Source organism: Pseudomonas boreofloridensis (genome assembly GCF_030580795.1).
Lineage (GTDB): Bacteria > Pseudomonadota > Gammaproteobacteria > Pseudomonadales > Pseudomonadaceae > Aquipseudomonas > Aquipseudomonas boreofloridensis.
This window is the reverse complement of the sequence record NZ_JAUQOQ010000004.1, coordinates 39,246-55,912: the sequence shown is the minus strand read 5'-3', so window position 1 is coordinate 55,912 and position 16,667 is coordinate 39,246. Positions and strand designations below refer to the sequence as shown.

Annotated in this window: 16 protein-coding genes and 1 tRNA gene; 8 read left to right on the top strand and 9 right to left on the bottom strand. The window is 61.9% G+C overall.

Translation table 11 applies throughout. The features are described from left to right. Positions 1-4: 4 nt before the first annotated feature. The 4 genes from ybgF (at position 5) to Q6A47_RS06140 (ending at position 2,453) form a co-directional block, all read left to right on the top strand. The gene (gene ybgF, locus Q6A47_RS06155; RefSeq protein WP_039579477.1) at positions 5-817 is read left to right on the top strand and encodes a tol-pal system protein YbgF; all 813 of its coding nucleotides are present in this window, start codon (positions 5-7) and stop codon (positions 815-817) included. A 160-nt stretch (positions 818-977) separates the two neighbouring features. Further along, the gene (gene queE / locus Q6A47_RS06150) at positions 978-1,625 is read left to right on the top strand and encodes a 7-carboxy-7-deazaguanine synthase QueE (protein WP_029611889.1); all 648 of its coding nucleotides are present in this window, start codon (positions 978-980) and stop codon (positions 1,623-1,625) included. Positions 1,626-1,642: 17 nt separating this feature from the next. Further along, a complete protein-coding gene (gene queC / locus Q6A47_RS06145; protein ID WP_304483573.1) occupies positions 1,643-2,317 on the top strand; it encodes a 7-cyano-7-deazaguanine synthase QueC in 675 nt (224 codons plus the stop codon). Positions 2,318-2,377: 60 nt separating this feature from the next. Continuing rightward, positions 2,378-2,453: transfer RNA gene (locus tag Q6A47_RS06140), tRNA-Lys, on the top strand. A gap of 140 nt (positions 2,454-2,593) precedes the next feature. On the opposite strand, the gene Q6A47_RS06135 is transcribed toward Q6A47_RS06140, so the two are convergent. From Q6A47_RS06135 to katB, 6 genes are all read right to left on the bottom strand, one after another. Further along, complete coding sequence (locus Q6A47_RS06135) at positions 2,594-3,886, bottom strand: alginate export family protein (RefSeq protein WP_369811430.1); 1,293 nt, start codon at positions 3,884-3,886, stop codon at positions 2,594-2,596. Between the two features lie 45 nt (positions 3,887-3,931). Further along, positions 3,932-4,516: a cytochrome b gene (locus Q6A47_RS06130; RefSeq protein WP_304483570.1), complete on the bottom strand. Its 585-nt coding sequence runs from the start codon at positions 4,514-4,516 to the stop codon at positions 3,932-3,934. Between the two features lie 37 nt (positions 4,517-4,553). Further along, positions 4,554-5,153 carry a TetR/AcrR family transcriptional regulator gene (locus Q6A47_RS06125; protein ID WP_029611885.1) on the bottom strand — a complete coding sequence of 200 codons (600 nt, stop codon included), beginning with the start codon at positions 5,151-5,153 and terminating at the stop codon, positions 4,554-4,556. Positions 5,154-5,251: 98 nt separating this feature from the next. Then, complete coding sequence (locus tag Q6A47_RS06120) at positions 5,252-7,150, bottom strand: acyltransferase family protein (RefSeq protein WP_304483567.1); 1,899 nt, start codon at positions 7,148-7,150, stop codon at positions 5,252-5,254. A gap of 144 nt (positions 7,151-7,294) precedes the next feature. After that, positions 7,295-7,831 carry an ankyrin repeat domain-containing protein gene (locus Q6A47_RS06115; RefSeq protein WP_029611883.1) on the bottom strand — a complete coding sequence of 179 codons (537 nt, stop codon included), beginning with the start codon at positions 7,829-7,831 and terminating at the stop codon, positions 7,295-7,297. 61 nt (positions 7,832-7,892) lie between these two features. Next, entirely contained in the window at positions 7,893-9,434 is a 1,542-nt protein-coding gene (gene katB, locus Q6A47_RS06110; protein ID WP_304483566.1) for a catalase KatB, read from the bottom strand. A gap of 257 nt (positions 9,435-9,691) precedes the next feature. Here katB and Q6A47_RS06105 point away from each other — a divergent pair, with 257 nt between their 5' ends. Together Q6A47_RS06105 and nadA are read left to right on the top strand one after the other, a co-directional pair. After that, positions 9,692-11,200, top strand: coding sequence for a YdgA family protein (locus Q6A47_RS06105; protein ID WP_304483565.1), 1,509 nt, complete (start codon positions 9,692-9,694; stop codon positions 11,198-11,200). A gap of 246 nt (positions 11,201-11,446) precedes the next feature. Next, the gene (nadA, locus tag Q6A47_RS06100; protein WP_029611882.1) at positions 11,447-12,505 is read left to right on the top strand and encodes a quinolinate synthase NadA; all 1,059 of its coding nucleotides are present in this window, start codon (positions 11,447-11,449) and stop codon (positions 12,503-12,505) included. Positions 12,506-12,545: 40 nt separating this feature from the next. On the opposite strand, the gene Q6A47_RS06095 is transcribed toward nadA, so the two are convergent. Next, on the bottom strand, positions 12,546-13,979 hold the full coding sequence (locus Q6A47_RS06095) for a M48 family metalloprotease (RefSeq protein WP_039579459.1): 1,434 nt from the start codon (positions 13,977-13,979) through the stop codon (positions 12,546-12,548). Positions 13,980-14,088: 109 nt separating this feature from the next. Between Q6A47_RS06095 and Q6A47_RS06090 the strand changes: the two genes are divergently transcribed. Together Q6A47_RS06090 and Q6A47_RS06085 are read left to right on the top strand one after the other, a co-directional pair. Further along, positions 14,089-14,328 (top strand): sulfurtransferase TusA family protein, encoded by a 240-nt coding sequence (locus Q6A47_RS06090; RefSeq protein ID WP_029611879.1) that lies wholly within the window; start codon positions 14,089-14,091, stop codon positions 14,326-14,328. Between the two features lie 23 nt (positions 14,329-14,351). Next, the gene (locus Q6A47_RS06085) at positions 14,352-15,422 is read left to right on the top strand and encodes an AI-2E family transporter (protein WP_039579457.1); all 1,071 of its coding nucleotides are present in this window, start codon (positions 14,352-14,354) and stop codon (positions 15,420-15,422) included. 49 nt (positions 15,423-15,471) lie between these two features. On the opposite strand, the gene Q6A47_RS06080 is transcribed toward Q6A47_RS06085, so the two are convergent. Beyond that, positions 15,472-15,945 carry a peroxiredoxin gene (locus Q6A47_RS06080; RefSeq protein WP_116888765.1) on the bottom strand — a complete coding sequence of 158 codons (474 nt, stop codon included), beginning with the start codon at positions 15,943-15,945 and terminating at the stop codon, positions 15,472-15,474. A 12-nt stretch (positions 15,946-15,957) separates the two neighbouring features. Continuing rightward, positions 15,958-16,515, bottom strand: a complete 558-nt coding sequence (locus Q6A47_RS06075; protein WP_029611876.1) for a glycine cleavage system transcriptional repressor — start codon at positions 16,513-16,515, stop codon at positions 15,958-15,960. Between the last annotated feature and the right edge of the window lie 152 nt (positions 16,516-16,667).

Below are 16,667 nucleotides of genomic sequence, written 5' to 3'. Positions count from 1 at the left end.
TCTCATGCGTATGGGCCGCCGTGTAGTAACCGTCCTCGCCCTCAGCCTGCCGCTCTCGGCACTGGCTGCGGTTCCTGTAGTAGATGACAACGGGGGCAGCTATCCGCCCTCGGGTTATGGCACGAGCGGCGCCTATGCCGGCGCAGGGGCTTCGGCCCCTGCGTCCGCGCAGGGCCAGCTGTTCCTGCAGCTGCAACAGATGCAGGACCAGATCTCCCGCCAGCAAGGCATCATCGAAGAACTGCAGAACGATGTGTCGCGCATGAAGCAGGAAAACCTGGAGCGTTACCAGGATCTGGACAAGCGCATCAACAGCGGTGCAGCCGCTGCACCCGCCGCAACACCCGATAATTCCTCCACCGGTGGTGCCTCCGGCGCCGCAGGTGCTGCTGCCGGTGCAAGCGCCGCGCAGCAACCGGCAGCCAATGCCGAGCCAGCCGATCCGGCGAAAGAAAAGCTGTTCTATGACGCCGCTTTCGATCTGATCAAGCAGAAAGACTTCGACAAGGCCAGCCAGGCTTTCGCGGCCTTCCTGCGCAAGTACCCCAATAGCCAGTACGCCGGAAACGCGCAGTATTGGCTGGGTGAGGTGAATCTGGCCAAAGGCGACTTACAAGGTGCCAGCCAGGCTTTCGCCAAGGTCAGTCAGCTGTACCCCAAGCACAGCAAGGTTCCTGACTCCCTGTACAAACTGGCTGACGTCGAGCGACGCCTGGGCCATACGGACAAGGTGAAGGGTATTCTGCAGCAGGTTATCAACCAGTATCCTGGCACCTCAGCCGCACAACTGGCACAGCGCGATCTGCAGAAGCTCTGAGCGTTACCGTTCGAAAGAAACCCGCGCCCGTCGCGGGTTTTTTCGTTAGACTCTGTGCCCTTTTTTCGTAAACACGCTGTCGCGGATAACGCCATGTCGAGTCCGTGACAGTGCCTGACGGAGGCGGTCAGCCTGTATAGCTGTCACGCCCGTGGCGATCATGCAAGACACATTACGCATCACCGAAGTCTTTTACTCTTTGCAGGGTGAAACACGCACGGCTGGGTTGCCCACCGTATTCGTGCGTCTCACCGGCTGCCCATTGCGGTGTCAGTACTGCGACAGCGCCTACGCATTCAGTGGCGGCACCGTACGCACTCTGGACGATATCCTGGAGCAGGTTGCCGGCTATCGTCCGCGCTATGTCTGCGTGACCGGCGGCGAACCTTTGGCTCAGCCCAATGCCCTGCCTCTGCTCAAGCGCCTGTGCGATGCCGGTTTCGAAGTTTCGCTGGAAACCAGCGGAGCGCTGGATATCTCGCAGGTGGATACCCGTGTCAGCCGCGTGGTCGACCTCAAGACTCCAGGCTCGCAGGAGGCTCATCGCAATCTCTATGCGAACATCGATCACCTCACGGCCAACGATCAGGTCAAGTTCGTGATCTGCTCGCGCGAGGACTATGACTGGGCCGTATCCAAGTTGATCCAGTACAACCTCGACCAACGCGTCAGTGAGGTGCTCTTTTCTCCAAGCCATCACCAAGTGAGCGCGACCGATCTGGCCGACTGGATCATCGCAGACAACCTGCCGGTTCGTTTCCAACTGCAATTGCACAAGTTGCTGTGGAATGACGAACCTGGACGCTGATCAAGAGAGTAAACGACATGACTGATAAACGCGCAGTGATCCTGCTGTCGGGCGGGCTGGACTCGGCCACGGTGGTCGCGATGGCCAAGGCTGACGGCTACAGCTGTTACACCATGAGCTTCGATTACGGCCAGCGCCACCGAGCCGAGCTCAACGCAGCGGCGCGCGTCGCCCGCGACCAAGGGGTGGTCGAGCACAAGATGATTGGCTTGAATCTCGATGGCATCGGCGGCTCGGCGCTCACCGACAGCAGTATCGATGTGCCCGAGGCGCCCACAGAAGGGATTCCGGTCACCTATGTGCCGGCGCGCAATACCGTCTTCCTCTCGCTGGCGTTGGGCTGGGCCGAAGTGTTGCAAGCGCGGGACATCTTCATTGGCGTCAATGCGGTGGACTATTCGGGTTACCCGGACTGTCGCCCCGAATTCGTCGAAGCGTTCGAGCGCATGGCCAATCTGGCTACCAAGGCTGGCGTTGAAGGGCAGGGATTCCGGATCCAGGCACCGCTGCAAAATTTGAGCAAGGCCCAGATCGTCCAGGCGGGTGTGGCGCGTGGTGTGGATTACAGCCTTACCGTGTCTTGCTATCAGGCTGACGACGACGGCCGCGCGTGCGGCAAGTGTGACAGTTGCCGCTTGCGTGCCGAGGGATTCAAGGCCGCAGGGGTCGCGGATCCGACACGTTATTTTTGAAAAAAATACGATGGGGTGTTGATTTCATGTGAGAAATCAGTAATATACGCGCCATCCAACGGGTCGTTAGCTCAGTTGGTAGAGCAGTTGGCTTTTAACCAATTGGTCGTAGGTTCGAATCCTACACGACCCACCATTTTCAAAGCGGTTGGTGAGAGACAGCGGAAAGGCGCAACCGTGCTGATGCCCATCTCGCATCCGGTGAGATTCATACGAGGAGCCCGCCCATTGGCGGGCTTTTTCGTGTCCGGCAATCCGTATTTCCCTCGGAGCGCTTCAAAACGGCATGGCCACCACCAACTGGCTATAGAGGTTGGTACCGCTGCCGCCCACCTGATTGCCGCCATCGTGCTCATCCTTGCGCGGCTGATACAGACCCACCAGCGGGGTGACGATCAAGTGATCGTTGATCGCCCATTCGACATACAGGTCCAGTTCCCTGGCTGCGAGGTTTGGTCGGTCGCGGGTGCGCAACGTATCGAACTCGAAGTACAGCGCGCCAACCGTCAGGTTACTCCTGGGCGTTGCCTTGAGCCCCAGATGATGCACGCCAGCATTGCTGTTGAAGGGACCGGCATAGTTTCCGGCGACTTCGCCTTGCAGCCAAGTGCCATAGCCGCTGGCCAGCCCGCTGAACAGCGAATCCCAGCCGGCTGAATAGCGGCTGTAGCGATAGGTGATCTGCGGCGTCCAAGGCAACTGGTCGAAGCCGTAGCCAGCCTGCAGATACCACGCCTGCTCAGCACCGCCGCGTGTGTTCTGGTGAGCGTACTCAAACGCGAAGTGGGCGTTGTCGATGCCCGCATTGCCTTCACCTCGAAGGCTGTACACGTCCATGTCCTTGCGAGCACTCTGTGAAACGCTGGCCCAGCGGTCGTCCACGTCGATGCCGTGAATCCAGGTCAGCCCCAGGGTGCCCAGTGCGTGGGTGTAGTCCAAGGTGCCGGCGGCCAATTCGGTATTGGCCTGGGCGCGATTGTCGGACTTCAGCCACAGCAGGCTGCCATGCAGGCCGTCATGACCGCCGATTCTGAGCCGAGCGGTGCGATCAAACGCGTGACGTGCCGCCAGGTAGTAAGCGCCACCACGGTTCAATGCCCCCTCGGCTGGGCCTTTGCCCAGGTTCGGACCGTCGTCGTTGATCAGAAAGCCGCTGCCCACGCGCAGGGTCTGGCGGCCTGCGGAGAAGTCGATGCCGTCCTTGCCCAGCGCAGGTAACAGGTCGCCCGAGCGCCAGCCCAGAAAAGCGTCCTCGATCTTGGTGGTGCGTTCGGACCCGTTCGTGTTCCCCGCAGCATCGCCATCACCCCAGGTGCCGGAGCTTACCCAGTTCAGGCTGCCATACAGCGCGCTCGTTGCGCCCAGGCGTTGGTCGGCGCTCAGGCCGTACTTGATGAACCCCTCTCGCCATGTGGAACCGCCCGACGTGCCGTCGTAGTTCTTGCGACTGTTGAACGTGCCCCACACGGCCGTGATGTCAGCGTTCACGTGACGATCTTCGTCGGCGTACAACTCAAGCGCCTGCACAGGGTGATTGGCGAGCAACACGGCGATGGCCACCGGCAGCATGCGTTGTGATCGGTTCATCTCTATTCCTGGGCGCGTCGGGCGCTTTTAGGGTCTGAACTGGGGCAGCATGCGTTTGAGGACGTCATCGCAGCGTCCCCAATGGTGGAAGGCCGCAGCGGCGATGTGCAGCGCGACCACGACCCAGGCCACCCATTTACCGAGGAAATGGTGGATGACATCCAAGGGCGCTTCGAACGCTTCGTAGCTCAGATCGAAAGTCTTGCTGATCCAGGCGAACAGTGCCGTGCTGTCGAAGCCGGTCACGCTGAACAGGCCGAAGTCTGTGGGCGCCCCCGTGCCGAGATAGCCGGTCAGCGGCAGTACGATCATCAGGCTGTAAAGGCCGCAATGCGCCACGTGGGCAAGCCGATGCTCGAGTTTGGAGCCGGGTGGCTCTTGGGGCTGGATTTCCAGTAGCCGCCAGAGCAGCCGCGGGAGTACGAGAAATCCGATCAGCAGGCCCAGCGCCCAATGGATGTTGAGGACCGGCAAGGATTCTTCGGACGTGTCGTCCATGAACCAGATCACGTAGTACACGACGATGTAGGCTGCGATGAAGGCCGCAGCGATCGTCCAGTGGAAGAATTTGGCCAGCACGCCAAAGCCCGTTGCGGTGTTACGCCATTGCATCGTAGGTACCTCGTGAGTCGACAGGACTAGGCAGTCTTCAGTGGGCCTTGAGCCCAGTGAGCAGACGCTCCAGTTCCTGAAGGGCCTGGGTCAGGCGCGGCTGTTGATCATCCTCGACCTCGGCGATCCAGAAGGATGCCTCCGTGACGGCGCCATAGAGCATGCGCGCAGTGACCTCCGTATGCAGCGCAGCGACGGTGCCGTCAGCCACCAGCACATCCAGCGAGGCCCGTAACGCTGCAATGCCGACTGACTGCGCCGCCTGTGGAACATCGCCGAACACGGCACGCGCATCTTGCAGGATGATGCGGCGAATCTCCGGCTCCACCGACAACTCCAGGTAAGTGCAGCAGCGCCGGCGAAAGCTTTCCCAGGGGGTGGGCGCCGCGTCCGCAACGGCCTGCAAGCGCTCGGCGACCTCAGCCTCGATTTGCTCGATGACGGCCAGCAGGAGGCCTTCCTTGTTGCCGAAGTGGTGGTAGAGCGCGCCGCGGGTCAGCCCGGCTTCAGCAGTGAAGTCATCCATGGAGGTGTGGGCGAAACCCTTGGTGGCGAACGCCAGGCGCGCCGTTTCCAGCAGCTTGGCGCGGGTTTGCTCGATCATCGTGGCGCGAGTGCGCCGTGTCTGTGGCGGCATGGAGCGTGCCTCGGTCATTGACATACGCGACGTATGCTATTTTGCATGCGCTGCGTATGTCAATGCTGGCACTGGGGATTGGCGACAGCGTCGCGGCACTACGGCCTGTTCAAGAGCCCGCTGAACACTCGGCGTATTTGCTGATTGCCAGCATCCACCAAGTGATTGTCATCGAAATAAAGGGGCACGCCGTCCTTCGAGCCGAGGCATTCGCCGTCAGGGCACAGGTAAGGCACGGGGTCGAGGGCGATGACATTGCAGTGCGCCGTGGCTGTCTCGATAGCCTTGAGTGCCAGCCGATTACGCTCGAAGTAGTCCTCCAAGGGCGCTGAGATATCCGTGCTGTCGCCAAAGATGCGCTTGTGCAGGTTCAGGCCCTTGAACACGTTGAACGGCATTTCTGGAACCGGTTTGAGCACATACACCGGGCGCTGTTTGGCCAGGCTGCAGACGGTATCGGTGTAGGCCTGGATGAACGATCGTTCGTAGTCCGGCGCTTTCTGATGTGTGTTCCCAGCGAAGTACAGGCTGTAGCCGCTGGGGCGGCGTTGGTCCGAGTACAGCCCGGCGCGACTGAACAGAAAGAGCGGCACGCCTGGGTAAGCCTGTTCAAGTTGAGAGAACTTGTCGGCATTGAAGCGTTTGCATTGCTCTTCGACCTCTTTGTTGCCCATCTGGAAGTCGAGCAGGGTCGGACAGCCTGCACGCGCCCAGCCGAGCGCAGCACCTGGGTTTTCCAGCATCAATGCGGCAGCGGTGGACTGGGCGTGACTGTCGCCGAGGATGATGGCGTTGATCCTTCCTTCGCCCAGCACGCACTCATCGGCGCCGAAGGCGTTGCTGTTGCAGTGCTGGGTGTAGAGCACGCTTTTATAGTGCGGTTGCTCTTCGTCTTGCACCCAGCGCAGAGCAGGTTGGTGTTTGATGACCGAGCCCGTGATCACCGCGATCGCGGTGACCAGCACGCCGATGCCTGCGTACCTCAGCAATCCCAGTGCGGGACGGGTAAGTGGGCGGGTCCTGGCCTCGACGGCGTGATAGGACAGTGCGCCGAGCGCGAGCGTCAGCAGGATCGCACAACCGACGGCCGTCGTGCTGTCGAGCAGGCCGCAGGTGTAGAGCACTACCACCAGCGGCCAGTGCCACAGGTAAACGGAATAGGAAATCTTGCCGAGATACTGCAGAGGGGGCGTAACGGCGAAGGCGCTGTTGGCGTTGGCCTGGATAACCAATGCTGCGCCGATCACGGGCAGTAGCGCCATGTAACCCGGCCACGCCGTGTCTGTCGATAGCACAATCATCGACCCGGCAATGACGAGAAGCCCTGCACTTTCGCAGACGCTTTTGCCGCGGGGCGAAAGGCTCAGTGGAAACAGGAATACCAGGCCGCCGGCGATCATTTCCCAGGCCCGCGTGGGCAGAAAGAAGAATGAGGCCACGGGATGGCTGAAGCTGTAGACAGATGACAGGGCTAACGAACAGACGCCCAGCACCGCGACCAGCCACTTCAGTGTGTGCATCGCGCAGCATTTGGCCAGCGCCATCAGAATCAGCGGGTAAAGCAGGTAGAACTGCCATTCCACCGATAATGACCAGGTATGCAGCAACCAGTTTTCATGCAAGGGCGCATCGAAGTAGCTGCCGTCCCGGGCGAAATAATGGTTTGAAGAGAACAGCAGACTTTCCTTGATGGTGCGCAGCAGTTCTCGATAGTCGTCGGTGGCGAGGAAGAAGTACCCGAGAAGGGTCAGCGTCAGACACAGCAGTGCCAGCGCGGGAATGATCCTTCGGGCTCTGGCCGCATAGAAGGCGATCAGGGAAAAGCGTTCGGCCTGCAATCCGCCGATGATCAAGCGGGTCATGAGGAAGCCGGAAATCACGAAGAACAGGTCGACCCCGATGAAGCCAGCGTCGAAACCGGGAATCTTGAAGTGATAAAGAACGACGAACACTACGGCCAGGGCGCGTAGCGAGCTGATGCTCTTGTAGAACGGCATGAGTGGGGAGTCCTGATCTGACCTGGGCCTTGAGGCCCCGCTTCCTTCGAGCTGACAGCCGATTTCACACCGGCGCGCGCGGCGCAGAGTAGCACATTGCCAAAGCCTGCCCGTGGAAGAAGGACGCTCGCTCGGCGCTCCAGATCAGCGGCGCTGGCCGCCATTGAGCTCACCTCTGCTCAGGCTGTCCACGCTGTTGCCCAGTGCGTCCCGGGTTTGAAGGTCAGCGCCGTGCTCGGTCAGAGCCTGCAGCAGGTCCTGACGGTTGAACAAGGCGGCATACATGGCTGCGGTCTGGCCGGCGCCGTTGCGTTGGTCTGTGCTGCACGGCGCTTCGATCAGACGCCGAGCGATGCGGACTTCGCCCTTGAAGATCGCGCCCATCAATGCCGTGTTGCCGCGCGTATCCTGCGTGCACGGGTTGGCGCCGGCGTCTATCAGTTGCTCGACCGCCGCCAGGTGGCCATGGTAGGCGGCAAGAATCAGCGCGGTGTAGCCGGTGCTGTCCTGCACATCGAGGTCATAGTGCGCCTTGACGAACGCCTCGAGCATGGCCTGGTCGCCGCGCCGGGCAGCGTCCAGGAAATACTCGCGCAGTTGATCCTGTACCGGCGGCGGGTCGCCGGCTTGAGCGCACAGCGCGCACAGGGACAGGCACAGTGCAGTGGTCCATTTGAGCATGATGGGGCTCCTGCAAGCATTGAAGGCCAGCCCGGCCAATCGCCAGGGCTGGCGCCTGAGGTCAGTCCTTCAACTGCGCTGCCAGGTCGCGCACGCGCTGCACATCGGCTTTGGCCACTTTGGCCAGGCCCGTGCCGTAGTCACTGTCGGCTTTGTAGAAGTAAGAGAGCATGATGTAGCGGCTTTGCTCATCGGTGATCGCCAAGGCCTCGCCGAGGCTCTGGATCAGGTCCTCACGGTCTTTCTTGCTGTAGGAGCGGAACAATTCACCGGTCTGCTTGAAGTTCTGCTCGCGCTGGATCTTCGCCTGCTGGGTGCTACCGTTCAGTGGCGTCTGCACGGCGCGGGCGCTGGCTTGTTCGTCCCGCGGTTGCAGACGGCTGGGTTGGTAGTTGACGCCGCTCTGGGTGTGGCCGGCATTCATCGCACCGTCCTGGTTGACGGTATTGACGTCGCTACGCGGGCGGTTGACCGGCAGGCTCAGGCCGTTGGCGCCAATGCGGTACATCTGGGTATCGGCATAGGCGAACAGGCGCCCCTGCAGCAGACGGTCTTCGGAGGGCTCGATGCCAGGCACCAGGTTCGACGGCGCCATGGCCACCTGTTCGGTTTCCTGGAAGAAGTTTTCGACATTGCGGTTGAGCACCATCTGGCCCACCTTGCGCTCGGGCACGTCAGGCCAGATCTTGGTGGCGTCCAGCGGGTCGAAGTCGAACTTGGCCAGGTCCTCGGACTTGAGCACCTGGATGTACAAGTCCCACTTGGGGTAGTTGCCCTTGCCGATCGCCGTCACCAGATCATGGGTCATGTGGCTGTAGTCGCGGGCCTGGATTTCGGCCACCTGCCGTGGGTCAAGGTTCTTCTGGCCTTGCAGGCTCTTCCAGTGGAACTTCACGTAATGCACGTCGCCCTTGGCGTTGACCAGTTTATAGGCGTGCACGCTGTTGCCATCCATCTCACGGTAGCTGGCCGGTGTGCCCTCATTGGAGTACAGCAGGGTCAGCGTACGCGTGGCCTCTGGTACGTGGGAGAAGAAGTCGAAGCGACGCGAGTCGTCGTCCAAGTTGGTGCGAGGATCGGGCTTGAAGGCGTGGACCATGTCGGGAAACTTGATCGCATCGCGAATGAAGAAGGTCGGGAAGTTGTTGCCGACCAAGTCCCAGTTGCCGTCAGCGGTATAGAACTTGGTGGCGAAACCGCGTGGATCGCGCAGCGTTTCCGGCGAGTGGTTGCCATGCACAACACTTGAGAAGCGCACGAATACCGGGGTGTGCTCACCTTGGCGGAAGACTTTCGCCGAGGTCAGGTCGCTGATGTCGGCGCTGGCCGTGAACTCGCCGTGGGCGCCAGTACCGCGGGCATGCACCACACGTTCTGGAATGCGCTCGCGGTCGAAGCGTTGCAGCTTTTGCAGCAGCTGTACGTCCTGCAGCAGTACCGGGCCATTGGCACCGGCGGTCTGTGAGTTCTGGTTGTCACCCACCGGCGCGCCGTTATCGCGGGTCAGCGGGGTGGCCTGGGCAGCGCTGCAGAACAGGCTGGCGCAGAAACTGGCTGTCAACAGCAGGCGGCTGGCGGGGTAGGGGGACGTCACGGGCTTCATGGCAGACACTCCTCAGGGTCATGGTCGTTGTTATGCAACGGCAACCTTAGGCAGCAGCGGTCAAGAAGCTAAATTGATTAAGCCAACCTTGGCGATAGATTTTTTTCATGTTGCGGTGTGATCTCAGGTGGTGCCTCACATTTCAACAACAAAAACTGCGCTGCCTCACACCGTTTCGTTTACCGGGAATGCTACCCTTTGCGACCAGCGCGACTCGCGCACCTTCCCAGCCCTATGGACAGCAAACGGTTCTATTCATGAAGAAATCAGTAGGCATTCTCTCCGGCCTGGCCGTCGCCATCGCCGTCGTCACTACCGCCGGCGCCTGGTACACCGGCAAGCAACTGCCCGCCGAGCTGGAGCAATCCATCGCGCGCGGCAATGCGGAGCTGCAGAAGGCCCTGGTAGGCACCGGTGGCACCATGACCATCGAACTGGTCTCGCTGGAGCAGCACCTGTTCACCAGTCAGGCCCAGTACCGCCTCAAGGCCAATGACCTGCGCCTGAACGAAGGTGAGCCGGTGAGCTTCGAGGTGGGTGTCAATGACCACATCGAGCATGGCCCCTTCCCCTGGTCGCGGGTCAAGGTGCTCAAGCTGCTACCCGTGATGGCCGTGAGCAATAGCCAACTGCAGAAGGACGACACGACTGCACCCTGGTTCGCCGCCGCCAGCGACAAATCGCCGGTCGTCGGTCAGGTCACTCTGGGGTATGGCGGTGGCGTGCAGAGCGATATCCAGCTGGCGCCAGCCAAGCTCGACGAGGGCGACGGCAACGTCATGGACTTCGGTGGCATGCAACTGCTGCTCAAGGGTGACAAGGAAGGCAAGGACCTCGAGATCCACGGCGAGTCCCAGCGTCTGGACATGACGCTGGTGGGCGATGACCACCCGCCGTTGAAGCTGCAGATGAGCGGCTTCAAGATGGGCGGCGAGCTCGGCAAGTCCGATCACGACATGCTCTATCTGGGCCATCTGGACCTGTATCTGGCCAATCTGCAAGCCACCCTCGGGCCCAAGCAGGAGGTGCTGGTGCTCAAGGGGCTGGAGCAGAACAGCCTGTCCACCGCCGAGGGCAAGGATCGCGTGGGCGGGCGCGTGGAGTACAAGGTGTCCGATATCACCTATGCCGGTCGCCAGGTGGGCAGTGGCCAGATGGTCATGAGCATGAAGTCGATCAACATGGCAGCGGCGCAGGCACTGCTCGAGTGGTACCAGAGCAAGTTGCCGGAGCTTCAGGCAGCCGCTGCCCAGGGCGAAGGGCAAATGGCGCCGCAGATGACCCCCGAAGAAGAGGCCAAGGTGAAGGCCGATCTGCAGAAGCTGCTGGCCGACAAGCCTCAGTTCGCGCTGGAGGAACTGTCGTTCAAGACAGCCAATGGCCAGAGTCGCTTCAATCTGAGCATGGACTTCGCCAACCCCACCTCCTTCGACCTGCCGCCTGATCAACTGATCAAGCAACTGGTCTCGCGCCTGCAGAGCAAGTTGACGGTGTCGAAGGCGATGGTCAGCGACCTCACCACCCTACAGGCGCTGCTCGACGGTCAGACCGACGCCCAGGCGATCGCCATGCAGTCCAGCCAGGCCGGCGAGATGCTTGGGGTGATGGCGTTGCAGAGCGGCATGGCCACTGTCGAGGGCAATGACGTGGTGTCGAGCCTGAACTACGCCGACGGCATGGTCGACTTCAACGGCAAGAAGATGCCGGTCGAGGAATTCGTCATGATGATGAGCGCGCAACTGGCAGTACTGTCGCCTCAAGGCTGATCGCTCAGGCGTTGTCTGGCGAGTCGCCTGTCCCCTACGGTGCAATGCCGCAGGGGGTGGGCGATTCAGCTGTCTGAAAAAGCGCTTTTGCATTGCCCCGATTGCCTGTAGCCTTCGCCGTCCGAATAACAATCCGTGCCCGCAGGTGGGCCGCGATGACCCGCCATCTGGGGTCTGCGGCACCTTTAGCCGATCTGCCAGGGCCGGGTGATACACTCGATCGACGCGCATGCAGGTCCAGCGATCATGACCCAGATTTCCGAACGTCTCCTGGTTCAAGCCCATCTTGACGCCAAGCAGCCCCATCCGCTGACGCCCGAGCAAGAGGCCGATTACCGTGCGGCCATCGCTGCCGAACTCAAGGCGCAGAACGCGGTGCTGGTCGCCCATTTCTATTGCGATCCCGTGATTCAGGCGCTGGCCGAAGAAACCGGTGGTTGCGTTTCCGACTCCCTTGAAATGGCCCGCTTCGGCAACAACCATCCGGCCGACACCGTGGTGGTGGCTGGGGTACGTTTCATGGGCGAGACGGCGAAAATCCTCACCCCGGAAAAGCGCATCCTGATGCCCACCCTCGAGGCGACCTGCTCGCTGGACCTGGGTTGCCCCGTGGAAGAGTTCTCGGCGTTCTGCGACCAGCATCCCGAGCGAACCGTGGTGGTCTACGCCAACACCTCGGCGGCGGTGAAAGCGCGCGCGGACTGGGTGGTGACGTCCAGTTGCGCCCTGGAAATCGTCGAGAGCCTGATGGACAACGGCGAGACGCTGATCTGGGGGCCGGACCAGCACCTGGGGCGCTACATCCAGAAGCAGACGGGCGCCGACATGCTGCTGTGGGACGGTGCCTGCATCGTCCACGAAGAGTTCAAGTCGCGGCAACTGGCCGATATGAAAGCGCTGTATCCGGACGCAGCGGTGCTGGTGCACCCGGAGTCGCCAGAGTCGGTGATCGAGCTGGCCGATGCGGTGGGCTCCACCAGCCAGTTGATCAAGGCTGCGCAGACCTTGCCCAATACCACCTTCATCGTCGCCACCGATCGCGGCATCTTCTACAAGATGCAGCAGTTGTGTCCGGACAAAGTCTTCATCGAAGCGCCGACCGCGGGTAACGGCGCAGCCTGCCGCAGTTGCGCGCACTGTCCGTGGATGGCGATGAACACCCTGGAGCGCACGCTGGACTGCCTGCGTCAGGGCAGCAACGAAATCTTCGTGGAGCCGGCGCTGATTCCCCGTGCGATCAAGCCGCTCAAGCGCATGCTGGACTTTACCCAGGCGGCGCGGATGAAGCTTTCCGGCAACGCCTGAGCAGACGTGAAAAGGGCCGCTGAGCGGCCCTTTTCGTTGATCAGCGCATCATCTCCTTGACCATGCGCTGCTGCTCCATGATCTCCCGCTGCCGCTGGTCGATCTGCGAAGCCAGTGGGAAGTTGGTGCCCGCCCGGCGCTTGGCGAAGTCCAGTTGCTGAATCGCCTGGTCGAAATCTCCGACCAAGGTGAAGTATTCGGCCCGCGCCCGGTGCAGGCCAATGGTATTGCCCGACAGCCCACGCACCTCGGCCACGTCGTACCAGACATCCGGATCGTCCGGACGATTCTTCACCAGATCGTCCAGCACCTTTTCCGCTTCGGCCGGTTTGCTCTGCTTGACCAACAGGTCGGCGCGTACTTGTTTGAGCGGGTAGTTCCCCGGATACAGGCCCTGCATGCGTTCGGCGCGCTGCTGGGCGTCGGCCAGGCGGTTGTTGGTGATGTCCAGGTCGATCTGCGCGAGGTTGTAGGTGATGTCGTTGGGTGCCTTGGCCAGCAGCGGCTTGAGGTTCTCGCGCGCTTCGTTGAGCTGGCCGCCCTTGATTTGCGCCAGCGCCAGGCCATAGCGGGCGGCATCGAGGTTGGGGTTTTCATCGAGCTGGGCGCGGAAACGCTTGGCTGCAAGCCCTGGGGTACCTTCGTAGGTCAGGGCGACGCGGGCGCGAATCAGTTGATAGCGCATGCTGTCTTCGACGCCGCCCTTGGGCGCCTGTTCGGCGCGGTTGCGGGTGTCGGCGATGCGCGATTCGGTGACCGGGTGGGTCAGCAGGAATTCCGGGGGCTTGGCATCGTAGCGGTATTGCCGGGCCAGGCGCTCGAACATGCTCGGCATGTTGCGTGGGTCATAACCGGCCTTTTCCAGATTGAGGATGCCGATGCGGTCGGCTTCCTGCTCGTTCTGCCGGGAAAAGCGTCGTTGTTCCTGCATGGCGGCCGCCTGGGTGCCGGCGATCACGCCGATGCCAGCATCGCCGCCACCGCCCGCGGCCAGCACGATACCGGCCAGGAGCGCGGCCATCATCGGCAACTGCATGCGCTGCTGGGCTTCCACGCCGCGGGCGAAGTGGCGTTGCGACAGGTGCGCCAATTCGTGGGCCAGCACCGAGGCATACTCGCCCTCGGTCTGGGCGTTGAGGAACAATCCGCCGTTGACTCCGACGATGCCGCCGGGCGCGGCGAAGGCGTTGAGCTCGCGGCTGTCGATGAGGATGAATTCCAGGCGGCGGTCCTGCAACTGGCTGGTTTCGGCCAGCTTGTACACGCTGGTCTCGACGTAGTCCTTGAGTTGTGGATCGTTGAGCTGATTGACCTGGCCACGCAGCAGACTCAACCAAGCGCGACCGAGCTGGTGTTCCTGCTGCGGCGAAACGATGGCGGAGCTGGCATCACCCAGCGACGGCAGGTCGTCGGCGTGGCCAGGAAGGGCCATCAGGCAGGCCAGCGTCAGCAGGGTGGGGCGCAGTAGGTTCATGCACGAAGCTCGCGTCGATCAAAGCGTTTACTGTAGCCCGCTCGCACCGCGCAGACCAGTGCAGGTATCCTAGCGGCCCTGCCTGTCGTCACACCCTGGAGCCCGCGCGATGACCGATACCCCGACCTGCGACGCCGAACTCGATGCCTGTGGGCTGAACTGCCCGCTGCCGCTACTCAAGGCCAAGATGGCGCTCAATCGACTGGACAGTGGCGCAGTGCTCAAGGTGGTGGCGACCGACGCCGGTTCGCAGCGCGATTTCCGCACCTTTGCCCAGCTGTCCGGTCACAGCTTGCTGGCCGAGGCTGCCGAGTCCGGTGTCTACACCTATTGGCTGCGCAAGGCCTGAGTCTTTTTCTGCAAGGATCGTCAATGTTCAAGGTGCTTCGTGATTGGATGCAGCGCTACTTTTCCGATGAGGAAGCGGTGGTGTTGGCGGTCTTGCTGTTTCTCGCTTTCACGGTGGTCCTCACCCTCGGCGGCATGCTCGCGCCCGTGCTGGCGGGCATGGTGCTGGCGTTCCTGATGCAGGGGCTGGTCAATGCCCTGGAGCGCTTCAGGGTGCCCACGCGTGCGGCGGTGTGGCTGGTGTTTGCGCTGTTCCTCGGGGCGCTGGCGGTGGTTCTGCTGGTGCTGGTGCCGTTGCTGTGGCATCAGTTGATCACCTTGTTCAACGAACTGCCGGGCATGCTCGGCAAATGGCAGTCATTGTTGCTGCTGCTACCCGAGCGCTACCCGCATCTGGTCTCCGACGAGCAAGTGCTGCGGGCCATCGAGTCGGTGCGTGGCGAAATCGGCAAGTTCGGTCAATGGGCGTTGACCTTCTCGTTGTCGAGCCTGCCGCTGTTGGTCAATGCCATGATCTACCTGGTGCTGGTGCCTATCCTGGTGTTCTTCTTCCTCAAGGACCGCGAGCTGATCGCCCGCTGGGTCAGCGGCTACCTGCCACGTGAGCGGCGATTGCTGACCCGGGTGGGTGATGAAATGAACCGGCAGATCGCCAACTACATCCGTGGCAAGGGCATCGAGATCCTGATCTGCGGCAGCGCCACTTACATCGCCTTCATTACCTTGGGGCTCAACTATGCCGCGCTGTTGGCGTTGTTGGTGGGGTTATCGGTGGTGGTGCCCTATGTGGGGGCGGTGGTGGTGACCGTGCCGGTCACGCTGATCGCACTGTTCCAGTGGGGCTGGGGCGATCAGTTCATCTACCTGATGGCGGTTTACGCGATCATCCAGGCGCTGGACGGCAACGTGCTGGTGCCGCTGCTGTTTTCCGAAGCGGTGAGCCTGCACCCGGTGGCGATCATCTGCGCGGTACTGCTGTTTGGCGGGCTATGGGGTTTTTGGGGGATCTTCTTCGCCATTCCGCTGGCGACCCTGTTCAAGGCGGTACTCGACGCCTGGCCGCGGCAGGAGCCTACGGTGGCGCCGATGCTCTAGGTTCGGGGGGCCGGGTGACGGGTTCACCCACCACCTGTGCAAGCTGCTCTTACGCCTTGCTCAGTGCCTGCGCGGCCGCCAGCACGGCATCCACGTGCCCGGGCACCTTGACCCCGCGCCACTCCTGCCGCAGCACGCCGTGCTGGTCGATCAGGAAGGTGCTGCGATCGACGCCCAGGTATTCCTTGCCGTAGAGCTTCTTCAGTTTGATCACGTCGAAGAGCTGGCACAGCGCTTCGTCCTTGTCACTGATCAGCTCGAAGGTGAAGCCCTGCTTGGCCTTGAAGTTCTCGTGCGATTTGATGCCATCTCGCGAGACGCCGAAGATCACCGTGTTGGCGGCCTCGAATGCCGGCTGCTGGTCGCGGAAACCCTGGCCTTCGGTCGTGCAGCCCGGCGTGCTGTCCTTGGGGTAGAAATACAGCACCACCTGTTTGCCTTGAAGTTCGGACAACGTGACGGTGCGACCGCCTGTGGCCTGGGCCTGGAAGTCGGTGACGGGTTGATCGAGGGCTACGGCCATGGGCATGACTCCTTAGACAGGGTTCTGTGGGCGCCAGGGTTCGATCAGCGCATCCAGGTTCAAGGCGTCGGCGAAGTCCAGGAACTGGTCGCGCAGCCAGCTGATCTGCGTGCCGGCTGGCAGGATCACGGTGAACTGGGCATTGAGCATGCTGCTGCCCGTCTGCGGCGCCAGGTAGGTGTCGCAGGTCATGGCGTCGAGTTCGACGCGGTGATCGAGGAAGAACTGGCACAGTTCATTGACGATGTCCGGGCGGTAGGCGGCGCTGACGTAGGCGACGTAGGGCAGGGCTTGAGGGCGGACCTCCTGCTCGGCGCTGCGCACCACATCGAGGGTCAGGCCATGCTTCTTGCCCAGACCTGGCAAGGTCGTTTCAAGGCGAGCCAGGGCATCCCAGCTGCCGCCGACCTGCAGCACCAGGGCGCTGGTTTCGCCGTGGCGCGACAGGCGCGAGGTGACCACCGCGCAGCGGTTTTCAAAAGCTGCGCGGCTGAGGACATTGGCAAGCTCCATGGGATTGGGGCCCAGGGCACTGATGACGAGGAACTGTTCGCGGGGAGCGGTGGACATGCAGCATTCCTAAAGCGATGAGCGGTCGGCGCAGGACGACGGCAGGCCTGCTCGTGGTCGGTGTGGGTAGCGCCCGAGGACGCTGAAACACCGACTGAAGGCACCGTCGACAGCCCGGCGGGCTGCACTGCGCCGATCAAAGGGTCAAGGGT